This is a genomic window from Leisingera sp. ABM4_101 (assembly GCF_056158725.1).
In genome coordinates, this window is record NZ_JBSWTV010000002.1 from 434,729 (window position 1) to 456,292 (window position 21,564).

20 protein-coding genes and 2 pseudogenes are annotated in these 21,564 nt (G+C 60.2%); 4 read left to right on the plus strand and 18 right to left on the minus strand.

What is annotated here, in order from left to right; genetic code table 11:
* Positions 1-68: 68 nt before the first annotated feature.
* Positions 69-422, plus strand: coding sequence for a hypothetical protein (locus tag ACXAEK_RS03135; RefSeq protein ID WP_475045170.1), 354 nt, complete (start codon positions 69-71; stop codon positions 420-422).
* Here the strand turns inward: ACXAEK_RS03135 and istB are convergent.
* The 3 genes and pseudogenes from istB to ACXAEK_RS03150 form a co-directional block, all read right to left on the minus strand.
* Positions 390-650, minus strand: a pseudogene (gene istB / locus ACXAEK_RS03140) (IS21-like element ISPkr1 family helper ATPase IstB); the annotation flags it as partial. The gene ACXAEK_RS03135 and the pseudogene istB overlap by 33 nt on opposite strands.
* Positions 637-1,303, minus strand: a pseudogene (istA, locus tag ACXAEK_RS03145) (IS21 family transposase); the annotation flags it as partial. The pseudogenes istB and istA, both read right to left, overlap by 14 nt.
* Positions 1,304-1,728: 425 nt before the next feature.
* A complete protein-coding gene (locus ACXAEK_RS03150) occupies positions 1,729-2,133 on the minus strand; it encodes a GFA family protein (RefSeq protein ID WP_475039886.1) in 405 nt (134 codons plus the stop codon).
* Between the two features lie 100 nt (positions 2,134-2,233).
* On the opposite strand from ACXAEK_RS03150, the gene ACXAEK_RS03155 reads away from it, so the two are divergent.
* Complete coding sequence (locus tag ACXAEK_RS03155; RefSeq protein WP_475039887.1) at positions 2,234-3,133, plus strand: LysR family transcriptional regulator; 900 nt, start codon at positions 2,234-2,236, stop codon at positions 3,131-3,133.
* A 217-nt stretch (positions 3,134-3,350) separates the two neighbouring features.
* Here the strand turns inward: ACXAEK_RS03155 and ACXAEK_RS03160 are convergent, their stop codons facing one another.
* From ACXAEK_RS03160 to ACXAEK_RS03170, 3 genes are read right to left on the minus strand one after another with little or no spacing between them, the layout of a single operon-like run.
* The gene (locus ACXAEK_RS03160) at positions 3,351-3,548 is read right to left on the minus strand and encodes a hypothetical protein (protein ID WP_475039888.1); all 198 of its coding nucleotides are present in this window, start codon (positions 3,546-3,548) and stop codon (positions 3,351-3,353) included.
* A gap of 43 nt (positions 3,549-3,591) precedes the next feature.
* Positions 3,592-3,819 carry an oxidoreductase gene (locus ACXAEK_RS03165; RefSeq protein WP_475039889.1) on the minus strand — a complete coding sequence of 76 codons (228 nt, stop codon included), beginning with the start codon at positions 3,817-3,819 and terminating at the stop codon, positions 3,592-3,594.
* A 32-nt stretch (positions 3,820-3,851) separates the two neighbouring features.
* Positions 3,852-6,242 carry a GcvT family protein gene (locus ACXAEK_RS03170; RefSeq protein WP_475039890.1) on the minus strand — a complete coding sequence of 797 codons (2,391 nt, stop codon included), beginning with the start codon at positions 6,240-6,242 and terminating at the stop codon, positions 3,852-3,854.
* Between the two features lie 97 nt (positions 6,243-6,339).
* On the opposite strand from ACXAEK_RS03170, the gene ACXAEK_RS03175 reads away from it, so the two are divergent.
* Complete coding sequence (locus tag ACXAEK_RS03175) at positions 6,340-7,239, plus strand: MurR/RpiR family transcriptional regulator (RefSeq protein WP_475039891.1); 900 nt, start codon at positions 6,340-6,342, stop codon at positions 7,237-7,239.
* 196 nt (positions 7,240-7,435) lie between these two features.
* Here the strand turns inward: ACXAEK_RS03175 and ACXAEK_RS03180 are convergent, their stop codons facing one another.
* The 5 genes from ACXAEK_RS03180 to dctP all read right to left on the minus strand — a co-directional run bounded on the left by ACXAEK_RS03180 (position 7,436) and on the right by dctP (position 12,271).
* Complete coding sequence (locus tag ACXAEK_RS03180) at positions 7,436-8,284, minus strand: carbon-nitrogen hydrolase family protein (protein ID WP_475039892.1); 849 nt, start codon at positions 8,282-8,284, stop codon at positions 7,436-7,438.
* Between the two features lie 3 nt (positions 8,285-8,287).
* The gene (locus tag ACXAEK_RS03185) at positions 8,288-9,172 is read right to left on the minus strand and encodes a MurR/RpiR family transcriptional regulator (RefSeq protein ID WP_475039893.1); all 885 of its coding nucleotides are present in this window, start codon (positions 9,170-9,172) and stop codon (positions 8,288-8,290) included.
* A 169-nt stretch (positions 9,173-9,341) separates the two neighbouring features.
* On the minus strand, positions 9,342-10,634 hold the full coding sequence (locus ACXAEK_RS03190) for a TRAP transporter large permease (protein WP_475039894.1): 1,293 nt from the start codon (positions 10,632-10,634) through the stop codon (positions 9,342-9,344).
* Positions 10,631-11,188, minus strand: a complete 558-nt coding sequence (locus ACXAEK_RS03195; protein WP_475039895.1) for a TRAP transporter small permease — start codon at positions 11,186-11,188, stop codon at positions 10,631-10,633. Before ACXAEK_RS03195 ends, ACXAEK_RS03190 begins: the two co-directional genes overlap by 4 nt.
* A 69-nt stretch (positions 11,189-11,257) precedes the next feature.
* Positions 11,258-12,271, minus strand: a complete 1,014-nt coding sequence (dctP, locus tag ACXAEK_RS03200; RefSeq protein ID WP_475039896.1) for a TRAP transporter substrate-binding protein DctP — start codon at positions 12,269-12,271, stop codon at positions 11,258-11,260.
* A 714-nt stretch (positions 12,272-12,985) separates the two neighbouring features.
* Here dctP and ACXAEK_RS03205 point away from each other — a divergent pair.
* Entirely contained in the window at positions 12,986-13,300 is a 315-nt protein-coding gene (locus tag ACXAEK_RS03205; RefSeq protein WP_475039897.1) for an alpha-hydroxy-acid oxidizing protein, read from the plus strand.
* A gap of 621 nt (positions 13,301-13,921) precedes the next feature.
* Here ACXAEK_RS03205 and ACXAEK_RS03210 read toward each other — a convergent pair.
* From ACXAEK_RS03210 to ACXAEK_RS03240, 7 genes are all read right to left on the minus strand, one after another.
* Positions 13,922-14,707: an SDR family NAD(P)-dependent oxidoreductase gene (locus tag ACXAEK_RS03210; RefSeq protein WP_475039898.1), complete on the minus strand. Its 786-nt coding sequence runs from the start codon at positions 14,705-14,707 to the stop codon at positions 13,922-13,924.
* Complete coding sequence (locus ACXAEK_RS03215; RefSeq protein WP_475039899.1) at positions 14,704-15,654, minus strand: phosphotransferase enzyme family protein; 951 nt, start codon at positions 15,652-15,654, stop codon at positions 14,704-14,706. The genes ACXAEK_RS03210 and ACXAEK_RS03215 overlap by 4 nt, the downstream gene beginning before the upstream one ends.
* Positions 15,651-16,946 carry an aspartate aminotransferase family protein gene (locus ACXAEK_RS03220; protein ID WP_475039900.1) on the minus strand — a complete coding sequence of 432 codons (1,296 nt, stop codon included), beginning with the start codon at positions 16,944-16,946 and terminating at the stop codon, positions 15,651-15,653. Before ACXAEK_RS03220 ends, ACXAEK_RS03215 begins: the two co-directional genes overlap by 4 nt.
* A gap of 14 nt (positions 16,947-16,960) precedes the next feature.
* Positions 16,961-18,478 carry an aldehyde dehydrogenase gene (locus tag ACXAEK_RS03225; protein ID WP_475039901.1) on the minus strand — a complete coding sequence of 506 codons (1,518 nt, stop codon included), beginning with the start codon at positions 18,476-18,478 and terminating at the stop codon, positions 16,961-16,963.
* The gene (locus tag ACXAEK_RS03230; RefSeq protein WP_475039902.1) at positions 18,453-19,979 is read right to left on the minus strand and encodes a tripartite tricarboxylate transporter permease; all 1,527 of its coding nucleotides are present in this window, start codon (positions 19,977-19,979) and stop codon (positions 18,453-18,455) included. Before ACXAEK_RS03230 ends, ACXAEK_RS03225 begins: the two co-directional genes overlap by 26 nt.
* 7 nt (positions 19,980-19,986) lie before the next feature.
* Positions 19,987-20,526 carry a tripartite tricarboxylate transporter TctB family protein gene (locus ACXAEK_RS03235; protein ID WP_475039903.1) on the minus strand — a complete coding sequence of 180 codons (540 nt, stop codon included), beginning with the start codon at positions 20,524-20,526 and terminating at the stop codon, positions 19,987-19,989.
* A 91-nt stretch (positions 20,527-20,617) separates the two neighbouring features.
* Positions 20,618-21,544 carry a tripartite tricarboxylate transporter substrate-binding protein gene (locus ACXAEK_RS03240; protein WP_475039904.1) on the minus strand — a complete coding sequence of 309 codons (927 nt, stop codon included), beginning with the start codon at positions 21,542-21,544 and terminating at the stop codon, positions 20,618-20,620.
* Between the last annotated feature and the right edge of the window lie 20 nt (positions 21,545-21,564).

Genomic DNA, 21,564 nt, shown 5'->3' on the forward strand with positions numbered 1-21,564 from the left:
TCTTGCAATTTCTGAAACTTGCGACACCGGCTGCGGCCTGCAGCAAAGAAATACCAATTTCAGATGTCATGCTGTTTATTGAAGTGATTGCCATTGCCTGCGGTTTCGAAACCCGTGATTGCGCTGAGGTTTCAATTGCAGGCCAGACTTGCTGGATCAGCCGGTCGGGTTTCACCAACGAACTGGGCTGGGAGGTCTATCTGCTGCCTGATACGGATATCCCGGCCATCGGCGACAAAATCATGGAGGTAGGCGCGGCCTTCGATATCCTGCTGACCGGCACACCTGTTTTCCGCGCCCGGAGGATCGAGGCCGGCCTGCTGACTGCCGGATCCGATTTCGGAGCGGAGACCACACCTTTCGACGCTGGCCTTGGCGCATTCGTTGAGTTCGATGAGGCGGCTGATGAGATGGAACAATAGCTGACCCCCGGTTTGTGCGAAGGGGAAATAGCCAAGCTCGTCGAGGATCAGGAAGTCGAGGCGGCACAGCAGATCTGCCGTGCGTCCCTGTCGGTCGGCGCGGGCTTCCGCATCGAGTTTGTTCACAAGGTCCACAACGTTGAAGAAGCGCCCCCGTCTGCCGCGGCGGATGCACGCCCGGGCGATGCTGACGGCCAAGTGGGATTTGCCAGTCCCTGTCGCGGCCAACGAAGATCGTGTCTACCGCCGTTTTCGCGTCCATTGTCCTCGGACCAATGGCGGACAATTCCCGCTGTCGTAGATCCTGCGCGTGCAGGCCCCGCCGAAGAAGGCGAAGGCCTTGTCATGGGCATCGAACACCATCTCCTGCGTCTCGCGCGGATAGGCCCGGACAAACAGCATGCGGCTGTGCCAGAGCCGGGCATGCGCCACCTTCACAGTGGTGGTCGCACCGTCGATCACGACAAACTCGTGGCTCCAGTCAAATTGGTAGGCCTCGCCCGGATCGAAAATCTGCGGGACATAGGCGGCCGCGGCGGCCTCTTGTTCTTCCTTGGACCACGTGGCCGCGCAACGCCGAACAGCGTCATAGCCGCCGTCATATCCAAGGGCTCTCAGTTCTTCGAAGATCCGGATGCGGGTTAACCGCTCGCGCTTTGGCTTCCTCTCATTCGCCGCCAACATCTCTTCGAGCTTTTCCATGGCCCGATCTTTGGCAGAGGCTGAACGCGGCGTTCGTAGGTTGCTTCCGTCACACCAGACCGGATCACCTTCCGCACCGTATTCCGCGATACCCGCAGTTCCCGGCAGATTTGCTTGATCGGCTTCCTGTCCTGAAAAAACGCCCGCCGGATCTTTGCTATCGTCTCCACGACCAACATCCCACTCTATGCTCCCGATAACTTCGGGGGCATCATTCACATTAAGTGTAAGGGGGTCATTTTTGGACGCCGGTTACACCGTTACGGGGTCAAAATTGCATGCCTGTTCACTGGCGGCAATATATGTATGTTCGGGCCGGGATGATGACGCGCGCAGCGTGATAAACGAGTTTCTGGCGGAAGAACCTAGTTACAGCATCACTGAGATGCGGTCCTACCTAGACCGCGAATTCGCAGTAAAGGAGCCCTTGGAACAATGGTACTCTGACCTGCGCGCAGCGGGAATGCCCGATTAGGCTCGATTGTTACTTGCTGTACTTGCGAAAACCTCTAGATGGCCGATGACCGCTGAGGGCTCACCTAAGCCTAACCTCTGTACCGTCTTACAAACGCCTGCTTGATTACCGCTGCTGGCGCCTAAGCGTTTACGCCCAATATTCCGCTGCCAGCGGAACCTGCATTGATGGGTCCCATGACAGAGCATCTTCAGGATCACAATGCATCTGGGGTGCATAAAGTTCTGGGTTGTCCGCTGTTCCGACCCAAAAATACATAACGTCGCTGTCGTTGCGCTTGTACCCGATCTGTGAACCGCACCGGGAACAATGGGCTCGCTGCGCCTTGTCAGAGGAAGCAAACCAGGTTGGTTCGCGATCAGTGAATTTGACATCCTCCAGAAGGATGGAAACCCAGGGTGCGGCGAAGCTTCCTGTCGACTTGCGGCACATCCCGCAGTGGCAAATTCCGGTCTTTCTCGCAGGTTTTTGAGATTCATACCGAACAGCCCCGCAAAGGCATCCGCCAGACAGTGGTGTTGTTTCGCGAGTCATCTCATGTCTCCCCTCCTGATGAGAAGATCCTAGATACCAGCCGGCACAGTGGCAAACGACGAAAACTCGTGCTATAGATTAGAAAATCTAACCAGTAAAAATGGCCCGCCGATTACCGCCACTGAACCATCTGCGCACGTTCGAAGCTGCCGCGCGTCACCTTTCGTTCCGTTCTGCTGCTGAAGAATTGAACGTTACCCACGCCGCTGTGTCGCACCAAATCCGTGCGCTTGAAGAACGTTTCGGAACCCAACTTTTCAATCGCGTTCCCCGCGGTGTCAGATTGACCGAGGACGCAGCAGCTCTCGCAGCCGTTTTGACCCAAGCGCTTGACGAAATAGACGCAGGGGTTAGGGGCTTCCAATCCAAGGGGCTTGGCGGCACTGTCCGGATCAGCGCGGTGCCATGGTATGTCTCACGCGTCCTCCTGCCGAATATTGACGAGCTTTACAGAGATTACCCTGAACTGAAAGTCGAATTCGACTTCTCGTACGAACTCGCGGATTTTCAAACCGGCGGACTTGATGCAGCCCTTCGCCACGGGCTTGGCAGGTGGCCCGGGCTGACAACAATCCGGATCCACTGTGACTTGCTTGCTCCTTTGTGCGGTCCGGCACTGGTAGAAGGGCGCAACCTTCCCCTGACACCGGAAGAGATTGCGCAGCTGCCTCTAACGGCAGCGCGGGGGTATGAACACGTCTGGACGGATTGGTTCGATGCCGTCGGTCGTCCCGAGCTGAAACCAGACAATATTATGATTTTCGACAATCGCGCGCTGGCCACCGAGTTCGCAGGAACCGGCAACGGAGTATCCTTGTCCGATGCGCCGACTGATCAGGACGACCTCAAATCAGGCCGGTTGGTGCGCCTGCATCCAACTGCGATACGGCAAGATACCGGTTCGCACCTTGTTTTCCCTGAAACACCATTCGAAGATCCCCGCTTATTGCGGATCGCTGAGTGGATGCAGGCAAGTTTCGCCAAACTGCCCACGAAGTAGTGATTAAATTCGCAAGACACTGCAGCCGAGGAGATTCTTGCGTTTCTTGAAGGGCGGTCGAGTAAGTGTCGAAGTGGGCGTTGAATGTCCGCTCTGCGCCCAAGTAACGTGCTGCGCGGGCGAAGGTCTCGCGAACGATGGGAGACAGCTAGGGCTCTATCTGTCCCCCACAGAGTTTTCCTCGCAGACACTGTGCGCGCCTGGTGTCTGCAGACAATCAGTCATTGCGACCGACATTCGTCATTGCACACATCAATCTATCGACGACATCATCTGCGCCTTGATAGCCGACTTTAAGCCCGTCCAGGCCAACCGAGGCGTGAAGAATGACGGGTGCCGGCGTTGTCTTCGGCTCCTGATCAAACCAGTTCTCAAAATCTCCGACATCACGATCAGAGCCGCTCTTGACCAGCATCGCAAGGATATGATCGTGCAGTTCTTGCCAAAGGTTTCAAAGGTTACACAACTGCGACCGGTACGTCGGTCAGTGCCGGGTAATCTGTGTAGCCCTTTTTGTCACCGCTGTAGAGAGCCGCCGGATCCAGCTCATTCAGCGGTGCGCCCTTCTCCAGCCGGTCAACCAGGTCCGGGTTTGAAATGAACGGCCGTCCGAAGGCCACCAGATCCACGGCTCCGGTTTCGACCGCCTCGACCGCCATGTTGCGATCATAGGCATTATTGCCCATTTTCACGCCGTCAAACAGGTCATAGAGCGCCTTCAGATCGCCGCCTTCATGCGGCTTCCACTAGGATCAAAGGCACAATCAAACTGCAGATGTGCCCGGTAACGGGTGCCAGCGATATCAACCTCAGCCTCTGCTCCATCAGCGTGGTCCAGATGCACATAGGCCAGCGCAATCGGTTTGCCGACCCGGTAGCCGAAAGAGGCCGTGGTGGTGTGCCCCACGATCTTGCCGCCTGCATAAACCGGCTCGTGCCCCAGCGGCACCGCGTTCTCATCCTCGATAATCACCGTCATCAGCACCCGCTTGGCCTCTTTGCGCCGCCCGGCCAGCGCCTCGGAGCCGATGAAGCTCTTCTTCTTGGAGACCAGCATGTCCAGCCCCGCCTCAACCGGGCTGGTGTCGCTGTCCAGCTCATGCCCCATCGCGGCAAAGCCCTTCTCCACCCGCATCGAAGTCTGCGCAAACATCCCCGCAGGCACCGCCCCGGCAGCACTCAGCGCCGCATAGACCGTGGAAGCATTCTCGGCCTTCATGGTCAGTTCCCAGCCAGCCTCGCCCACATAAGACATCCGCACAGCCCGAACATGGCAGCCCGCCACATGCGCCGGGCCAACCTTGAAGTAGCCCAGTTCGTTCAACTCCGGCGCGCCGCATTCCGCAATGATCCGCGCTGCTTCCGGCCCCATCAGGCCCAACACTGCGTAATCTTCGGTGCTGTCAGTCAGGGTCACGTCAAAGCCTTCGGCATACCGTTTGAACCAGGCAAAGTCGCGCTTGATTGCATTGGTGCCGACATACAGCCGGTAGTGATCCCCGGCAATCCGATGCGCGGTGATGTCGCTTTCATAGGTGCCGCGCCCATTCAGCACCGCGGTATAGATCGCGCTGCCCGGCGCCTTGGCCATGTTCGACGCGCAGGTGTGCTGCAGGAAAGCTTCCGCATCCGGTCCCTGCACCTCGATCTTGCCAAATGGCGAGGCGTCAAAGACCGCAGCCTTCTCATGCGCCGCCATCACCTCGGCCTTCACATTCCCGAACCAGTCAGGCTTGCCAAAGGTCATTCGCGGCTCAGCGGTCTTACCGAAATACAGCGGCCGCTCCCAGCCATAGACTTGGGTGAAATACGCGCCCGCCGCTTTGTATTCAGCCTCCAGCGGCAAGGCGCGCAAACCCCGGGCCGTTGAGAGCTGCCGCCCCGGATACGCAATTTCGTAATGGGTGCCCAAAATCTCCGGCGCCCGCGCCATCAGATGCTCCAGACTGTTGTAAACAGGGGCAAACCGCTTGGCATCCGCCTCGCCCAGATCATAGGCGGTGTGCCCGTGCACGATGCAGTGCGCCAAATTCATGCCCGCGCCGCCGCCCGACGCCAGACCAACCGAGTTCATGCCGCAGCCCAGGAACAATCCCTTGGTCTCCGCGGTCTCACCCAGCATGAACATGCCATCGGGGGTAAAGCTCTCCGGGCCGTTCAGCAGCATCTTCACTTCGGCCGTCTCCAGCGAGGGCAGCCGGTGCAGCGCGTTCATCATCATCGGCTCAAAATGCTCCCAATCCTCAGGCAGCAGGCCGAATTCAAAGCTTTCGTCCAGGACGCCCGGCTTGATCGGCTTGCCCATTGGCTCAAAGCAACCCACCAGCAGCCCGCCGCTGTCGTCGCGGATATAGAGATGGTTGTCGTGGTCGCTGAGCGTCGGCGTGTTGCCGGTGATGCCATCAATCGGCTTGGTCAGCAGATAGAAATGCTCACAGGCCAGCGCGGGTACTTCGGCCCCGGCCATGGCGCCGACTTCCCGCGACCACAGGCCGGTGCACAGCGCAATCGCATCGCACATCACGGTGCCTTGCGAGGTCTCGACCCCCACGACCTTGCCGTTCTCGGTCAGGATGCCGGTGACACCGGTGTTCTCAAAAATCTTCGCGCCCAGCCCCTTGGCCGCCTTGACCAGCGCCGCACAGACATCCGACGGCGACACCCGCCCGTCATCCGGCGACCAGACCGCGCCGATCACGTCTTCCGCATTCATCAGCGGCCAGCGTTCCCTGGCCTCCTCCGCACTCACCGACTGCGCCCGCACACCATAGGCCTGGGCCAGCGCCTCCTGCCGCTTGATGTGGGTCATCCGGTCCGGGTTGGTGGCAATCGACAGGCTGCCCTTCTGGATCCATCCCACCGACTGGCCGGTCTCTTGCTCCAGCCGCGAGTAGAGATCCACCGAATACTGGATCATCCGGGTCAGGTTCTGCGAATGGCGCAGCGCCCGCACTTGCGCCGCCGAATGCCAGGTGGTGCCGCTGGTCAGCTTGTTGCGCTCCAGAAGGATCGCATCGCTTACCCCCATCTGGGCCAAGTGGTACAGCGTCGAGCACCCCATGATGCCGCCGCCAATGACAACGACCGAGGCGTGGGAAGGAAGGGACATGGGCCTGTCTTTCTCTAAAACTCAGATTTGCGCCAGATTGCCCTCTCCACGCGTGTTTTCAATTTGCCAATCTAAGAACATTCGTTCTTATTGAGATATGGACAAAAACCGCAAAGCCCGCCTCCTCGCCGATCTCAAAGCCGCCATTGGCGGCCTGCCGCCGCGGCTCAAAGTGATCGCCAAGTACATCATCGACAACCCCGGCGACTTCGGCATGGACCCGATCCGCGTCTCGGCCGAGAAAATCGGGGTCAGTCCCAACTCACTGGTCCGGCTGGCCCAGAAGATGGGGTTTGACGGGTTCGAGCCGTTCCGCGATCCGTTCCGCCATGCCCTGGTGACTGAGCGCGAGGACCAGATGGGCGCCGACTGGATTGCCCAGCTGGACGGCGGCGACAGCCTGGCCCAGACCCAAGGGAGGCTGGCCCGGAACGAGACCAATATCGTTTCACGCTCTTTGCGGATGATGTCGCAGGAGCGGATTGAGACCGCGCTGCGCTGCATGACCGAAGCGCGCAATTGCTATGTGACCGCCACCCGCTCCAGCTATGCGATGGCCTATTACTTCCACTACGTCGGCCGCATGGCCCTGCCTGGCCTGCAACTGATCCCGCGCCACATGGGATCGGCAGTGGATGAGTTGATCAGCGCCAATGAGCAGGACTGCCTGATCGCCATCACATTCGCCCCCTACTCTGCCGAGACCATCCAGTCGCTGCGCTATGCCCGCAGCCGCGGGGCCAAGCTGATCGTGATTTCCGACAGCGAGGTGGTCGCGCCGCAGATCGACCCCGATGTCGTCTTCCCGATCACCACCCAGTCTCACCACTATTTCGGCTGCTACGGCGGTGCGATGGCGGTTCTGGAGTGCCTGCTGGGCCACCTCGTGGCCCTTGGCGGCGAAGAGGCCCAGCAACGGATTGCCGACTACGAGGCCACCCGCGAAGACAGCGGCGCCTATTACAAAGCCGGGCGCACGCCCCGCATCCGAAACTAGCCAATGGGCCTCACGCAACAGCAGGTTCGCGCCCGGTCCCGAGGGTGGGCGCTTCACCGCTTGGCGCGAGGACGTGCTCACCCCAATACGCTTAAACACATCCTGCTCTGGCAGTATTTCGCGCCCGCCCTGGGGGGCGGGGCCGGGCGCGAACCGGATCGCATGCGATCCGGCAAAGGTTAGAGACCCAATTTTTCTAAGCCGACAGAACACTGATCCGGTAGTCGTCCAGCCGGTCCTTGAGGAACGTGTAGTCCCGCCGCGCCTTGGCCTGGGTTTCGCGATCCAGGGTGATCAGGCGGAACTCCTCGGCGGTCTGAGCAAATTCCACCGGCGGGGTGTTTTCGTCCTGCCACGGCAGACAGAACAGCGAGTTGCCATAGGTCTCCCCGGCCCGGTTCAGCGACAGGAAGAACACCTGGTTTTCCAGCGCCCGGGCAATCGCAAAGGGATGCCAGGTATGAAAGCTCTCATCCCGGTAATAGGCTCCGCAATGCAGGATCGCATCGACCCCGTGGTCCACCACCAAGGTGCGCGCCAGTTCAGGGATGCGGATGTCGTAGCAGATGATCGGCGCCAGGCGGAAGCCGTTGACCTCAAACACAAACAGATGGCTGCCGCGGTTGAAGTACTCTTTCTCCATCGAAGCGCCGTACTGCGCCAGATGCAGTTTGTCGTAATGACCGGCCAGTTCCCCGTCCGGGCCCACCACGCCGATGCTGATGAAGGGGCCGCCCTCGCCCGCCCGGGCAAACCCGTAGGAGACATGCACGCCATGATCCTGCGCCACTTGCCGCCAGGCCTGGAAAGAGGCGCCGTCCAGCGGCTCGGCAATCTCATCCAGCCGGGCAAAGGTGTCGCGGGCATAGTCAATGCTCGACAATTCCGGCAGCACCACCAGATCCACCTTGCCGTCCGCCGCCTCCAGCTGAGCCCGCACCTTGGCCGCCGAGGCCGCCAGATGCGCATTGCGCTCCGCCGCGCTGGTCATCGGCGGGATGCTGATCTGGCAGGCCAGAAGGGTCAGGGTCTCGGGGACGGTCATGGCTCAGGCTTTCTTGTTTTTCCAGTATTCGTTCATGCGCAGCCGGTCGGCCTCGATCCGCTCGATCCGCTCCACCACACCGCTGGGCTGGCCAATGGTGAAAAAGCCGATCAGCGCCTCGATCAGCACCGTGGTTCCGACATAAGATTCAAAGAACAGCGGGCTGCGGTTGGGCCCCAACAGCACGTAATCGGCTTCCAGTGCGATGGGGGAGGCCGGGCTGTCGGTGATCGCAATCACCTTGGCACCACGCTCCCGCGCCAGCATCGCCAGCTCAATCGCGGCCCGCGCGCAGGGCTGCTGGCTGACGGCAATCATCACGTCGCCTGCGCCGATGTCGGCAACCGGATCGGCAAACACCCCACCCTCGCCGCGCACCAGCCGCACTTTGCTGCTGGCCATGCCGCCGATGTAATGGGCATAGGCCGAGAAACTGGCCGAGGCCTGCATCCCAACCATATAGACCTGCCCGGCGTCGTTCAGCACTTCGGCCACGCTGGCGAAATAGTCCGGGTCGATTGAATCGAAGATCGCTGTCAGGTTGCCAATGGTGGAGTTGCGGAAATCCTCCCACACCTCCCGTGCGGCTTGATCACCGCCGGACTTCTGCAGGCTTTCGGCCCGCAAGTGATATTCGCTGATGTCGTTCTGCTGCACCTGCTTGCGGTAGACCTCGCGCAGCTCGCTGTAGGTCTCAAACCCCAATGCCTTAGCCAGGCGCGAGAAATTTGGCAGCGACACGCCCGCATTCCCGGCCACCTGCCGCATCGACAAGGTCGCGATATCGCCCGGATGCTCAAGCATATAGGTCGCCGCCACCTTCAGCGCGCGCGGGAGCTGCGGAAACAGCTCCTTCAGCCTGTCGCTTACGTGAAGGTAGGTATTCATGCCGGCCGGCGTCTCCTGTTGCATCCAAGGCTCCCCTGCAAGTCCAAAGGGTGCAGCCCGATCCATTCGATACACCCCGCTGCAAAAGATTTTACATTTGCAATCTTTGCAACGGGGAAGTTCTGAAACCCGGGCGGCGAGGGGGATCATCTTGCCGCCCGGGTACGGCTCAGCGGCTCAGCAGCACATCCGGCAGCCAGAGCGACAGCTGAGGAACAAAGGTGGTCAGCGCCAGTGTCGGCAGCCAGGCGCAGAAGATGAACAGAAGCGTCGGCCCCAGCATCTTGCCCACCGGTGTCTCGGTCACCTGCGCACCCAGGTACAGGAGCGGCGCGGTCGGCGGCGTGACATTTGCCATCCCCAGGTTCACCCCCAGAATTGCGGCAAAATGGATCGGATCGACCCCGACATCGCGAACGATGGGCAACAAGAGCGGCGTCGCCAGCAGCAGTCCCGAGATATCGTCCATCAGCATCCCGATCAGGATCATCACCAGGTTGACCATTAAGAGGATCACAATCGGGTTCTCCGAGACCGAGAACACGAGGTCACGGGCGATATTGGGAATGTCTTCGAAGATCAGGAAGCGCGAGACGATCAGCACCATGAAGATCATCGTCATTACGACGCCGATAGTGATACCCGCACCCGTCAGCGTCTCCATCAGCCCTCGCCAGGTGAGGCCACGGTAAACATAGATCGCAATCGGAATTGAATACACCACCGCCACACCCGCGGCTTCGGTCGGGGTCATGATGCCGCCATAGATACCGCCTAGAATGATCAAGGGCATCAGCAGCGCCGGCATCGCCTGGCGGGTCTGCAGCTTGAACTGCGGCGCAAAATCCACCGGCTTTTCAGTGGTTTTGATGTCTTTGTACTTGCGCAGGGCAAACTGATTGGTGGCGATCAGCAGGATGATCAGAATGATTCCCGGAAAGACGGTCGACAGAAACGCCTTCAGCACCGACTGCTGCGCCACCCAAGCATAGAGGATATGCGAGGAGCTGGGCGGGATCAGCAAGCCCAAGGGGCTGGCGCTGACGATCAGGGCTGCGGACAGGCCATCCGGGTAATTCGCCTTGCGCAGATGCGGCATCATGATGCCGCCAATGCAGGTGAGCGTCGCATTGGCACTGCCAGAGATCGACCCGAAAATGCCCGAGGCAACCACCGCGGCCGCAGATAGCCCGCCCTTGATATGGCCAATAAACAGCTCCGCCAGCGCCACCAGCGGTGCGGCGATCTTGCCCTTCTCCATGATCGCACCGGAGATCATGAACAGCGGAATCGCCAGAAGAACCAGCGTGTTCATCTTCCAATAGCCCGCAGGCAGGTAACCGGTGATGTCATGGCCGCCGGTCATGGCGAGAAACAGCAGGACCGCGCCAAAGGCGATGTAGACGCTGACACCCAGCAACAGCAGGCCGCAGATGATGACAATACTGCCAAAGATGATCATGCGTCGTCCTCCTCGGGGCGGGGCGCGTGATAGGCGTCAGGCCCATCGATGAGATGCAGCACGAAGTAGATCGCGTTGAAGAGGGTCATGAAGGCAAAGCCGGTCATGATCGCGGCACGGGGGAAAACGGCCGGGATTTTCAGCGCCGTGGTGCGCTCCCACAGCGGATAGGCGAGGATCTCGCTCTCCACCGCCAGATAGCACCAGTAGACGATATAGGCGCCGATAACGATCTCAATCAGGTAGACAAGGATGCCCCGCACCCAGGCCAGTTTGCCGTCGCCCAGCACCACACCGAGGATGTCGGCGTTGACATGGGACTTCTTTTCGCCAGCCAGCGCTGCGCCAAAGAAGAAGGTCCAGAAGCTGATCGCCAGCAGCCATTCCTCATAAGCAAACAGATTGCCGGCAAAGCCATAGCGGATGATCACTACAGCCAGAAAAGTTAGAGCCATCAACAGGCCACCCGCGGCCACAAACAGGCGCATGAACCGCAACGCCGCCCGCAGCGGGGCGGCTGCGCCATGCGGCAGTCTTTCGGTAATCTCGCTCATCAGCCCTCCCCCTTTCGCCATGGCGGCAAAAGGCCGGCAGCACAGGTTGCCGCCGGCCCGGTCCTTGGATTATTCCGCGGTCAGACGGTCCAGCGTGTCCTGGCCGATGGTGTCGACCATGGTCGGCCAGATGTTTTCACGCACCCAGGCGGCCATCGCAGCCTGCTCTTCGTCGTTCAGAGCCAGGATTTCATAGCCCTTCTCCTGCAGCAGCTCGCCGAACTTGGCGTCGTTCTCGCGGTTGTAGGCAAAGAAGTCATCCGACGCCTTGGTAAAGGCGGCCTGCACGGCCGCGCGCTGCGCGTCGTCCAGCTTGGCCCAGGTCTTCTCAGAGGCGTAGTAAGAGGTCAGCTCGGAGACCGAGTTGTACTGGACGTAGTATTTGCCCACATCCGACTGCGCAAAGATCGAGTAGGTCGCCGATTTGGTGCAGCAGATCGCACCGTCCACAATGCCGGATTGCAGCGCCGGGAAGATGTCGCCCCAGGCCATGGTGGTTGCCTGGAAGCCCAGCCCCTCGACCATGTTCTTCACCACCGGCGAGGACCAGACGCGGATGTTCATGTCCTTTGAACCCAGAACGTTCCAGTTTTCCGGCTTCTTGTTGGCAACGATGCCGGTGAAACCTTCGGGATTGTTGGCCAGCAGGCGCAGGCCCAGCTCGTTCAGGCGCTCCTGCAGGATCTGGTTAAACGGGCTGTCCATGTTGCGCATGATGCTGTCCATCTCGTCGAAGTTGTTGACGAGGAACGGCATCGACAGGAACTCCAGCCGCGGGTCCTTGTGGCTGTAGATGAAGGCAGCGGTGAAGTCGATGTTGCCGCGGATGGTGTCTTCCATCAGTGCTTCACCTGACCCCAGCTGGTTGGCCGGGAACAGCGACACCTTGAGGCCCACATCAGCCGCTTCGATATCCGCCTTGATCTGCTCCATCATCTTGGTGCCGGGATGATCCACCGGGAAGGTGCCTGCAAATTTCAGGCGCATGTCGGCAGCAGAGGCCAGTGTGGCTACAGACAGTGCCAAGGCGCCTGCCAGGCCTATACGCCCCAGGGTTTTTCCAAATTTAAGTGATTTGAGCATGTTTCCCTCCCTTGCCCAGGTCATCGGTTGCATCCGCATCAGTGGTTGAAACAGCTGAAGCGTCGGAGCCGTTTCCACTGGCAGAGATGCTGCCGCGGCGGCCGGCACGGGAACCCTAAGAGAAGCATTGTATCATTTGCAATATTTTTTTGTATTTTTTTTCACTTGATCTAACATTAGAACCACCGCTCGGCGGACACAGCCCACCATGCTCCGGGTAACACGCTAAAATTAAACGCACAGGCATGCCTCTAATCAGATGAATTTGCCGCGATACTCCAGTTCACCGAGAGCTTGAGGATCAGCTTTCTACGGCCTGCCTGCAGGCCGAGGACCAGCATGCTGCGTCGCCGCAAGACAGCTACGTGCCCAATTTTCCGAGCGAGCAGGTGCAGCACTATGCAGCTCCTGCGAAACCGCGGGAGTAATGTCGGCCAAAGGCGACGCCCACCGCTCCGGCTATCGCCGTGGTGCAGCTTTCGCATTTGGGACTTTCGTGCACCGCACAGCGTTCTTCTGGACCTGTCGCGGTTTGATGCCGCTCCATTGATAGCATTCATTGCTCCAAAGGAGACGAGCTAAGGGAACGAGACGGCCGAACGAATTCCGCGCTGATGCGGTGCGGATCGCACTGACCAGCGGACCGACACGCAAACGGGTGGCGTCTGACTTGGGCGTTGGCGTGCCGCAGCCACAGGCTATGACGTGTTGCTAGTGACGCTGGATGTGCCCGCGCCAGCACGCCGCGCTCACGACCTGCGCAACGCTCTGAAGTTTCCGTTCCGCTTTGATCTCCGCAAGCTCTGGCAGATGACCTGCAGCCCGGCCTGGAGCCTCGCGAATCTGCACCACCGCTTGCGACATGGAATGATGTCTTTTGCTAACCTCACGCCTTATATCGATCCCAGCGGGGCAAATGCGCTCAAGGTGATCGAAAGCCTTTCCACCCCAGCCACAACCAAACGGCTGAGCACGATACGCCAGCAGGTAGATGTCGGCTGGCTTCCCTGTAGCCACTTTTCGATTTGAACAGACCCGCCTGCAAGGCAGGATGGCCGATGCGATGAAGACACGCCAACGCCGAGCCGCCCGTTCAAAACCAACCACCCAACCCGCAGAACTATGGGCGGATACCGCAAAACTATGGGGTATCCGCAGTGCTATAGGGAAACCTACAAAGCCTGCAGGATCGTGCACACATTTGTCTTGAAGATCTGAAAGCTGCAGGGGTTTGCTATGATGGGTGATGAAACAGCTGTAGGATCGCGCGTAATGTTGCGCTGCACTCACTGATTTCATTGGCGAAAATCTTAGGTCTGCGCCCATAATTTTGCGCGGCACTTGCGCATAGTTTTGCGCATTTAGCCCATAAGTGTGCGCAGTTTCTGCAAGCCCCACTTAGGAAAGTTGCGACAGCCTTCCAGAATCAACCGTTATGCACTTTAGCTCCACATATGGTGCATCAGTTGATGCAAAGCACAACCCTGAATTTTTCGAACTTTGCTGTTCCCATGAAAGGAAAACCCAACCGCAACGAGGGCGAGTCTGGGCCTTGGTCTGCACGCCAACCAACAGCAAACGGGACCTGCCTTTTTGAAGCCTGAGATTCAGAAGCCCGTGCTATGAGTTCAACATTCTGGTGAGCGAAGATCAGAAGGCCAGCGTCGGGACATCTACAATTGTTGCACCGCCATCAACGGTCAGAGCAGCCCCCGAGATCATGGCGGCGTCTTCCGAGCAGAGAAAGGCAACTGCGGAGGCGACTTCTGCGCCTGTCGCTGCGCGGCCTAGCGGCACATCGCGGGTCACAAGGCTGTAGGCCTCCTCAATCGACGCAAGTCCTTGGCGCTCAACGAGTTCTGCCATCTCTGCATCAGCCATCTCAGTACGGACCCAACCAGGGCAGATCGCATTGCAGCGCACGCCTAGCTTGCCATAATCGCGCGCGATTGAGCGAGTGAGGCCCAGCAGCCCGTGTTTCATGGTCACATATCCGCAAGCCTCTGGCCCTGCTGCCAGCGCGGCAATCGAAGCCATCATTAGGATGTTCCCGCGCCGTTCAATCAGCGCAGGCATGGCTGCGCGTGCAGAGACCATTGCCGTGTTCAGATTGGCCTGCACCGCGGCGCCCCAATCCGCGTCGCTGATCCCGGTAAGGGTCCCAAAGCCGAAACCGCCGGCATTGCAGACCATTACGTCCAGCCCGCCGAACCGGTTGCGCGCCAAGTCAACCAGGGCAACCATATGCTCGGCACTGGCAGCATCGCCGGACACAGCGAGGCCGCCGCAGTTGTCTGCCACTTTCTCAATCGGCCCCTGACGGCGCCCGGTCAGGATCACGTTGCCGCCCTCGGCCGCGATCCGGCAGGCAGTGGCTGCGCCAATGCCGGTTCCAGCGCCAGTAATGATCGCGGTCTTGCCTTCAAAACGGGTCATGGCTGCACCCCTTTCCCTGCCAGAAAACTCCGGGCCAGAACGCGGGTAGTTCCGATGAACCGCTCGTTGCGGGCCTTGGAACCGGGCTCATCCATGCGGGGGATGATCCAGCCCGCGTAGGTGGCCGACCGCAGCAGGATGAACAAGTCAAGCGCCGCCAGATCGATCACCCGCACGGAGAGGTATCCCGCTATCAGCGCGTCGCGCAGCGCTGGGTAGTCGGTTTCCCGCATGTTCTTGAGAAGCGTTGTGGCCAGATCAAACAAGCGGAATCCAAAGCCGCTGTCGTCAAAGTCGATCAGCTGCAGCTTGCCGCCGTCCACCATCACGTTTTCCCGCACGAGATCAGCATGGATCAGGCCATAGTCCAGCGTATCCTCCAATTGCTGCAGCTCTGCATCTGCTTCCCGGCGCAGGACAAGGAACATGGCGCGGTCCTCCTTTGTCAGGCTGGGATTTTCCCAGAACCGGCCCCAGACTGGGTTTTCGCCCAACAGCCCCTCCCGGTCCCAGGACCAGCGGTTGAAGCCCTCAGGCGGTGTCCAGCGGTCGGAGACCTCATGCAGGCGGGCCATTTCGCGGCCGATGCCGTAAAACAGCCCGTTGCGGTCTGCAGCAGCCAGATCCTCACCCGTCTTGCCGACCGGTGCGCCGGAGAGCCAGGTCAGCACATCCGCCTGGATCCCTTCGGCTACGTGCAGGAATTCGCCTGATGCGGAAGGGATTGGAGCGGGCACATTTAACCCGCCTTCGGCCGCAGCATTCATCCACTGCAACTCTGACCATAGCTCCGCATCAGTGCGGTAGCCGGGGCGGTGCAAGCGCAGCGCATAGGCACGCCCCCCATGGTCCACCCGGTAGACTTGGTTTTCACGGGTAGCGACCAGGCTGGCCGCCGCGCCTTCCATCCCCCAGAGCGCCAAAGATTTTTCGACTGCTGCCGTCATGGCTGCACCGGAATCTCCGCCAGCACTTCGTCCAGCGTGTCAAACAGAAGATCCGCGTTTTCCTTGGAAAACGGCATTGGCGGGCGGATTTTCAGGGTGTTCTTGTGGCGGCCCAGCTTGGAATGGATGATACCGCGGTGGCGCATGGCATTGATCACCCGGTCGGTGAAGGCACTGGCCGGCTCCTTACTTTGCCGGTCCAGCACCATTTCCGCGCCAAAGACCATGCCGGAGCCGCGCACGTCGCCAATTACTTCATACTTCTCTTGCAGTGACTGCAGCCGGGCGAGCGCATGGGTGCCGACAGTCTCGGCATGGGCCAGCAGGTTCTGATCCTCGATTTCCTCCAGCACCGCCATTGCCGCCGCGCAGGACACCGGGTTGCCGCCGAAAGTGTTGAAATAGCGGTAGCCGGAGCGGAACGTTTTAAGGATCTCGCCGCGGGTGACGACGCCGCCGACCGGGTGGCCGTTGGCCATCGGCTTGCCCAGGGTCATCACATCGGGCACCACGCCCATCTTCTGATGCGCCCACATGTGGGTGCCGGTGCGGCCAAAGCCCGACTGCACCTCGTCGCAGATCAGCAGGCCGCCGGCCTTGCGCACCACTTCTGCCACGGGTTTCAGCCAACCGTCCGGGTTGTTTGGAAACCCCTCGTTCAGGAAGAAGGGGCAGATGACAAGGGCAGCAAAGCCGATACCGGCCTCCTCATGCGCCGCAATCTGTTCAGCAACCGAAGCGGCGAATTTGCGGCCGTCCGGGTCCGGGTTGCGGTAGCTGTCCGGCGCTTCGGCAAAGCGGAAATACTGCTCCAGGCCAAATCCGACGGTTGGCGTGTTCGAGCAGCTGAGCTGGCTGACCAGCGAAGTGTTGCCATGATAGGTGGCATCGGTTGCCACAATGCCGCGCTTGCCGGACATTGCTTCGGCCATGCGCAGGGCAATGTCGTTAGCCTCGGACCCGGTGCAGGTCAGAATGGCTGTGTCGAGCGTGGCATCCATGGTGCCTGTCAGCTTTTCGGTATAGTCGAGAATGCCGTCGTGCAGATACCGCGTATGGGTGTTGAGCGTTGCCGCTTGGCGGCAGATCGCCTCCACCACCCGCGGGTTGCAGTGGCCCACATGCGGGACGTTGTTATAGCAGTCCAGATACTTGCGACCTTCGGCGTCCCACAGCCAGACGCCCTCGCCTTTCACGATGTGCAGCGGCTCGTCATAGAACGTTGAGACGTTGGGCCCCAGCAGCCGGGCACGCCGGTCGATGAGCTCCTGGGATTTGGCTGGCAGGGTCATTGCACTTCCTCTTGTCAAAGCTGGATCCAGGCGGATTTCAGGTCGGAATATTTTTCCATGGCATGGAGGGATTTGTCATGACCGTTGCCGGATTGTTTGACACCGCCCAAAGGCACCGTCAGATCCGAGCCGCCATAGGTGTTCACATGCACAATGCCGGACCGGATGCCGGCTACCATCCGGTGCGCCCGGCTGAGGTTTGCGGTCCACACCCCGGCGGAAAGACCGTAGGTCGTGGCATTGGCGAGACAGATTGCTTCCTCTTCGTCCTTGAAGGTCGTCACCGCCAATACCGGGCCGAACACCTCGTTCTGGAACAGATGGTCCTGCAGCTTCACCCCGGTCATGATGGTGGGCTGCATATAGAACCCCCCAGTCTCCGCCAGAATGCGCTGGCCGCCGGTACGCAGCTCGGCGCCCTCGGCCTCAGCGCGGGTGACGAATCCCAAGTTCGCCTCCAACTCCGCCTGGGAGTGTACCGCGCCGATCTGGCTGGCCAGATCCAATGGATCGCCGACACGGAAGGCTTCCGCGTGGCGGGACATTTCGGCAACGAATTCTTCGGCGATGCCCTCCTGCACAAGCAGGCGCGACCCGGCTACGCAAACCTGACCCGAATTGCGGAAGATGCCGGCCGCGGAAACCTTAGCCGCCTCCGCCAGATCCGGCGCATCGTTGAAGACGATGTTGGGGGACTTGCCGCCCAGCTCCAAGTAGCAGCGTTTCAAGTTGGAGCGTGCCGAGTACTCCAGCAGCCGCCGCCCGGTGGCACCGGAGCCGGTAAAGACCATGATATCCACATCCATGCTCAGCGCCAGGGTTTCGCCCACGACGCTGCCCTTGCCGGTAACCACGTTGAACACGCCGGGAGGCAGTCCAGCCTCAACCGCCAATTCGGCGATCTTCAAGAGGCTGAGCGAGGCGCTTTCGGCGGGTTTCAGGACAATCGAGTTTCCCGCCGCCAGCGCCGGGGCGATTTTCCAGGCGCCAATCATCAACGGGAAATTCCAAGGCACGATAGCCCCCACCACCCCGACCGGTGCGTGATGCACCAATCCCAGAACGTTCTCTGCCGTGGGAGCAACCTGGCCATAGAGTTTGTCGATAGCCTCGCCGTAGTAGAGGAAGGTGGCGGCGGCCGACATCGCTTCGGCCTTGACCGCCATGCTGATTTCGGTGCCGTTGTCGCGCACGCCCAAAACAGCAATTTCCAGTGCGCGTTCCTCGATCAGGCCGCCCAGCTTCATCAGGACCTTCTTGCGGGCCGCAGGTGCCATCCGGGACCAATGGCCAGCCTCAAAGGCCGCGCGGGCGGAGGCGATGGCGCGCTCCATGTCGGCAGGCGCACCTTCGGCCAAACGAGTTAGGGGCCGACCGTTGATGGGGGACATCACCTCCAGCGTGCCGCCGGTCAGGGAGGCTTGCGCCCTGCCGTCGATGAAATGACCTTGCGCCGGCACCTCCAGCAGCCGGAGAGCGTTAATATCGTTCTGGTTCAGCATGCTGTCACCCTTGCTGGCTGGAATGTTCATAGTCAGGCCCAACCGGATCCGGTTTGCGCTTAGCCTTCTGCTCGCGGATAAGGGTGCGGATGTGCAGCACCAGGATCCCGATGATCATCACGAAAATGACTGCGGCGATGGGACGGCTGATAAAGTCGATGGGGGTTTTCACCGAAGCCATGGCAATGCGCAGCTTGACCTCCATGATGCCGCCCAGAACCATGCCCAGGATGATCGGCACAATTGGCAGGTTCAGCCGCTTTAGGATCAGCCCGAACACGCCGAACCCGGCCGCAATGGCGCAATCGGTGATCGAATTGCGCAGGGAGTAGACGCCGATGAAGGACAGGGTCAGGATAATCATGCCCAGGAACCGCGTCGGGATCTGGATGATTTTCAGCAAGAGGTTGGTCGAGAACAGCAGAAACACCAGCACGATTACGTTGAGCAGGATCAGCGCCAGATAGAGCGCCATCACGAAATCCAGCTGCGTCTCAAACAGCTGCGGCCCAGGGATGACGTTGTGCACATAGAACACCGACAGCATCATTGCGGTCAGCGCCTCGCCCGGGATGCCAAGCGCCAAGAGCGGGATCATTGCCGCACCTGGGACAGCGTTGTTTGCTGCCTCAGATGCGACAAGGCCTTCGGGAGAGCCGTTGCCGAAGGCGTCCGGAGTTTTCGAGGTTTTCTGCGCGTATGTGTAGGAGAGGAATTGCGCGGTGAACTCGCCGACACCGGGGATCATGCCCATCAGCACGCCGAGGGAGGAGGCGGCGGTGGCAATGCGCTTGATCCCCAGCAGCTCTTTCATGCCCGACAGCATATTGCCCTGCACATGGGCTTCGCCGGGGGCATGGTCTTTTTCGATAAGCAGCAGGAACGCCTGACTGAGGGCAAACAGCCCCAGCACCACGACAATCAGATCAAATCCGGAGGAGAGCCAGGATTGGTCGAATGTAAACCGCTTGGTGTACTTGACTGGCTCTAGCCCGACAGTGTTCAGGAAAATGCCAAAACAGGCCAGCATTCCGGCGGCAAAGGTCTGTCCACGGTGCGCCACCACCACCAGAAGGATCCCCATGAAGGCCGCCAGAAAGATCTCGCGGCTGCCGAAATGCGGGGCAATCAGTGCCAGCAGCGGCGACAGCAGGATCAAGCAAAGAACCGAGAAGATGCCGCCAAAGAAAGAGGCCGTATATGCCAGCGACAACGCCCGGTGGCCCTGCTTGCGCTTGGTCATCGGATAGCCGTCATAGGTTGTTAGCGCGTTAACCGGTGTGCCGGGGGTGTTGATCAGGATGGCCGGGATCGCACCGCCATACATCGAGCTGCCGTAGATCCCCAAAAGCAGGGTCAGCCCGACGATAGGCTCGAAGGCAAAGGTGGCAGGCAACAGGATCGCAATGGCAACCGCAGGCCCGACGCCGGGCAGCGCGCCGATGATGACGCCGCCGATTGAGCCGATGGCCAGAGCCACAAGGACATCCCATTGTGCAAGAAGCTGGAAACCAGAAAGAAGAGTGTCCATGACGGCCTCAAAGATTGGTCAGCGCAAAGGCGCGCAGCGCATCAGGCAGATGCTGATAGATTTGGCCTGCAGGGATCTTCACCTGCAGGAAACCGCGGAAGATGAGCACAACAGAGACTGCAAAAACCGCCGCAATCAGCAGATGCTGCGGGCGGCGGAAGCCCGCGCGCAGTGTCAGGAACATGGCAAACAGCAGCGTCGACGGCAGGTAGCCGCAGACGGGCACCAGCGCGACATAGGCAATGAAGTAAAGCACGTACTCAAGCGACCGCAGCCAGAAGGCAATTTCCTTCAGCCGCCCGTGAATGCGCGGCGACACCATTGAGCCCAGCAGATGGAAGGCCCCGAACACAACCATTCCCCAGACAGCGACACCGGGCCACAGCGACGGCTGCCCGAACCATTTCGTGCGCTTCACCCATTTGGTCTGCTCGCCCAGCTGGCTCAGCAGGAACAATGCAAACAGCAGAAAGGCCACCGCAAAGACCAGATCGCCAGGCCGCCGGTAACGCTGAAACAGCTCCTGAAAGTACTTTATGCAAGTCATGGTTCGCTCCCTGCTGTCAAACGCGGCATTGGGCTGAAGGGTTGGCTGGCCGGAAAGAGAGGGGCGGTTCCGCCCCTCTCAGCCTGGCGGCTCAATCGAGCAGTTTGGCAATCTCACCGTTGACCCTTACATCCGCGTCGATCTGAGCGGCTGAGGCGGCGGCGTCTTTCCAGTAGATCAAGACACCGGTCTCTTGGGACAGAGACTTTGCAGCATCGCTCTCCAATGCGGCTTTGGCCGCCGCTTCGATTCTGGCCTTCACATCATCCGGCGTGCCCTTGGGCACAAACAGTCCGTTCCACAGGGACAGCGGAAGTTCAGGAACGATCTCACCCACGGTGCGGACATCGGGGGTCAGCGGAGTGCGCTCCTCTCCAATCGTGCCGAGGATCTTCAGATCGTCGATGCAGGGCAGCAGCGTCTGAATCGTGGCGTTGACCACATCCACGTCGCCCGAGGCGAGGACATTGCAGTCCAGCAAGTCGAAGGCGGCCTCGGAGGCGAAATCCCACCCGGTTTTTTGCGCGGCGGCAAAGGTGACTTGCGTTGGCGCCAGGAACGAGCCGTAGTGGCCCAGCGAGACATCGTTGTCTTTGCCGAAAGCCGCCAGCTCCTCCCAGGTGTCATAAGGCTGGCTGTCCAGCGTGGCAATCACGAAGGGGTAAGTCATGAAGATGCCAACCGGGTCGAACGGGTTGGGGCTCAGCTCGGGGATGCCGATTTCCGGGCCCACCACCGGCACGTCGATTACGAAAGAGCCGATGGTATAGCCGTCCGCCTTGGCACCTGCGACCTCGACCGCGCCGGGGAACGGCCCGCCGCCGCCGCCGGGTTTGTTCACAACCGCCGCGGGCACCCCGTACATTTCCTGGAACTTGTCTGCGATGAGGCGGGTCAGCACGTCCTCCAGGTCGCCCGGCGGGAAGGGCACCACAAAGGAGACCGGCTTCTCCGGGTACTCCGCAAGGACGGCGGTGGCGCTGAGAAGCGTCGCTGCGGCTGCAAGTTTGAGTTTCATGTTTTCCTCCCTGTTTTTGT

Bases quoted from the DNA above. Each gene is read 5' to 3' on its own strand.
- ACXAEK_RS03135 (WP_475045170.1), top strand. From the start codon at position 69: ATGCTGTTTATTGAAGTGATTGCCATTGCCTGCGGTTTCGAAACCCGT.
- ACXAEK_RS03150 (WP_475039886.1), bottom strand. From the start codon at position 2,133: ATGACTCGCGAAACAACACCACTGTCTGGCGGATGCCTTTGCGGGGCT.
- ACXAEK_RS03155 (WP_475039887.1), top strand. From the start codon at position 2,234: ATGGCCCGCCGATTACCGCCACTGAACCATCTGCGCACGTTCGAAGCT.
- ACXAEK_RS03160 (WP_475039888.1), bottom strand. From the start codon at position 3,548: ATGCTGGTCAAGAGCGGCTCTGATCGTGATGTCGGAGATTTTGAGAAC.
- ACXAEK_RS03165 (WP_475039889.1), bottom strand. From the start codon at position 3,819: ATGGGCAATAATGCCTATGATCGCAACATGGCGGTCGAGGCGGTCGAA.
- ACXAEK_RS03170 (WP_475039890.1), bottom strand. From the start codon at position 6,242: ATGTCCCTTCCTTCCCACGCCTCGGTCGTTGTCATTGGCGGCGGCATC.
- ACXAEK_RS03175 (WP_475039891.1), top strand. From the start codon at position 6,340: ATGGACAAAAACCGCAAAGCCCGCCTCCTCGCCGATCTCAAAGCCGCC.
- ACXAEK_RS03180 (WP_475039892.1), bottom strand. From the start codon at position 8,284: ATGACCGTCCCCGAGACCCTGACCCTTCTGGCCTGCCAGATCAGCATC.
- ACXAEK_RS03185 (WP_475039893.1), bottom strand. From the start codon at position 9,172: ATGAATACCTACCTTCACGTAAGCGACAGGCTGAAGGAGCTGTTTCCG.
- ACXAEK_RS03190 (WP_475039894.1), bottom strand. From the start codon at position 10,634: ATGATCATCTTTGGCAGTATTGTCATCATCTGCGGCCTGCTGTTGCTG.
- ACXAEK_RS03195 (WP_475039895.1), bottom strand. From the start codon at position 11,188: ATGAGCGAGATTACCGAAAGACTGCCGCATGGCGCAGCCGCCCCGCTG.
- dctP (WP_475039896.1), bottom strand. From the start codon at position 12,271: ATGCTCAAATCACTTAAATTTGGAAAAACCCTGGGGCGTATAGGCCTG.
- ACXAEK_RS03210 (WP_475039898.1), bottom strand. From the start codon at position 14,707: ATGACCCGTTTTGAAGGCAAGACCGCGATCATTACTGGCGCTGGAACC.
- ACXAEK_RS03215 (WP_475039899.1), bottom strand. From the start codon at position 15,654: ATGACGGCAGCAGTCGAAAAATCTTTGGCGCTCTGGGGGATGGAAGGC.
- ACXAEK_RS03220 (WP_475039900.1), bottom strand. From the start codon at position 16,946: ATGACCCTGCCAGCCAAATCCCAGGAGCTCATCGACCGGCGTGCCCGG.
- ACXAEK_RS03225 (WP_475039901.1), bottom strand. From the start codon at position 18,478: ATGAACATTCCAGCCAGCAAGGGTGACAGCATGCTGAACCAGAACGAT.
- ACXAEK_RS03230 (WP_475039902.1), bottom strand. From the start codon at position 19,979: ATGGACACTCTTCTTTCTGGTTTCCAGCTTCTTGCACAATGGGATGTC.
- ACXAEK_RS03235 (WP_475039903.1), bottom strand. From the start codon at position 20,526: ATGACTTGCATAAAGTACTTTCAGGAGCTGTTTCAGCGTTACCGGCGG.
- ACXAEK_RS03240 (WP_475039904.1), bottom strand. From the start codon at position 21,544: ATGAAACTCAAACTTGCAGCCGCAGCGACGCTTCTCAGCGCCACCGCC.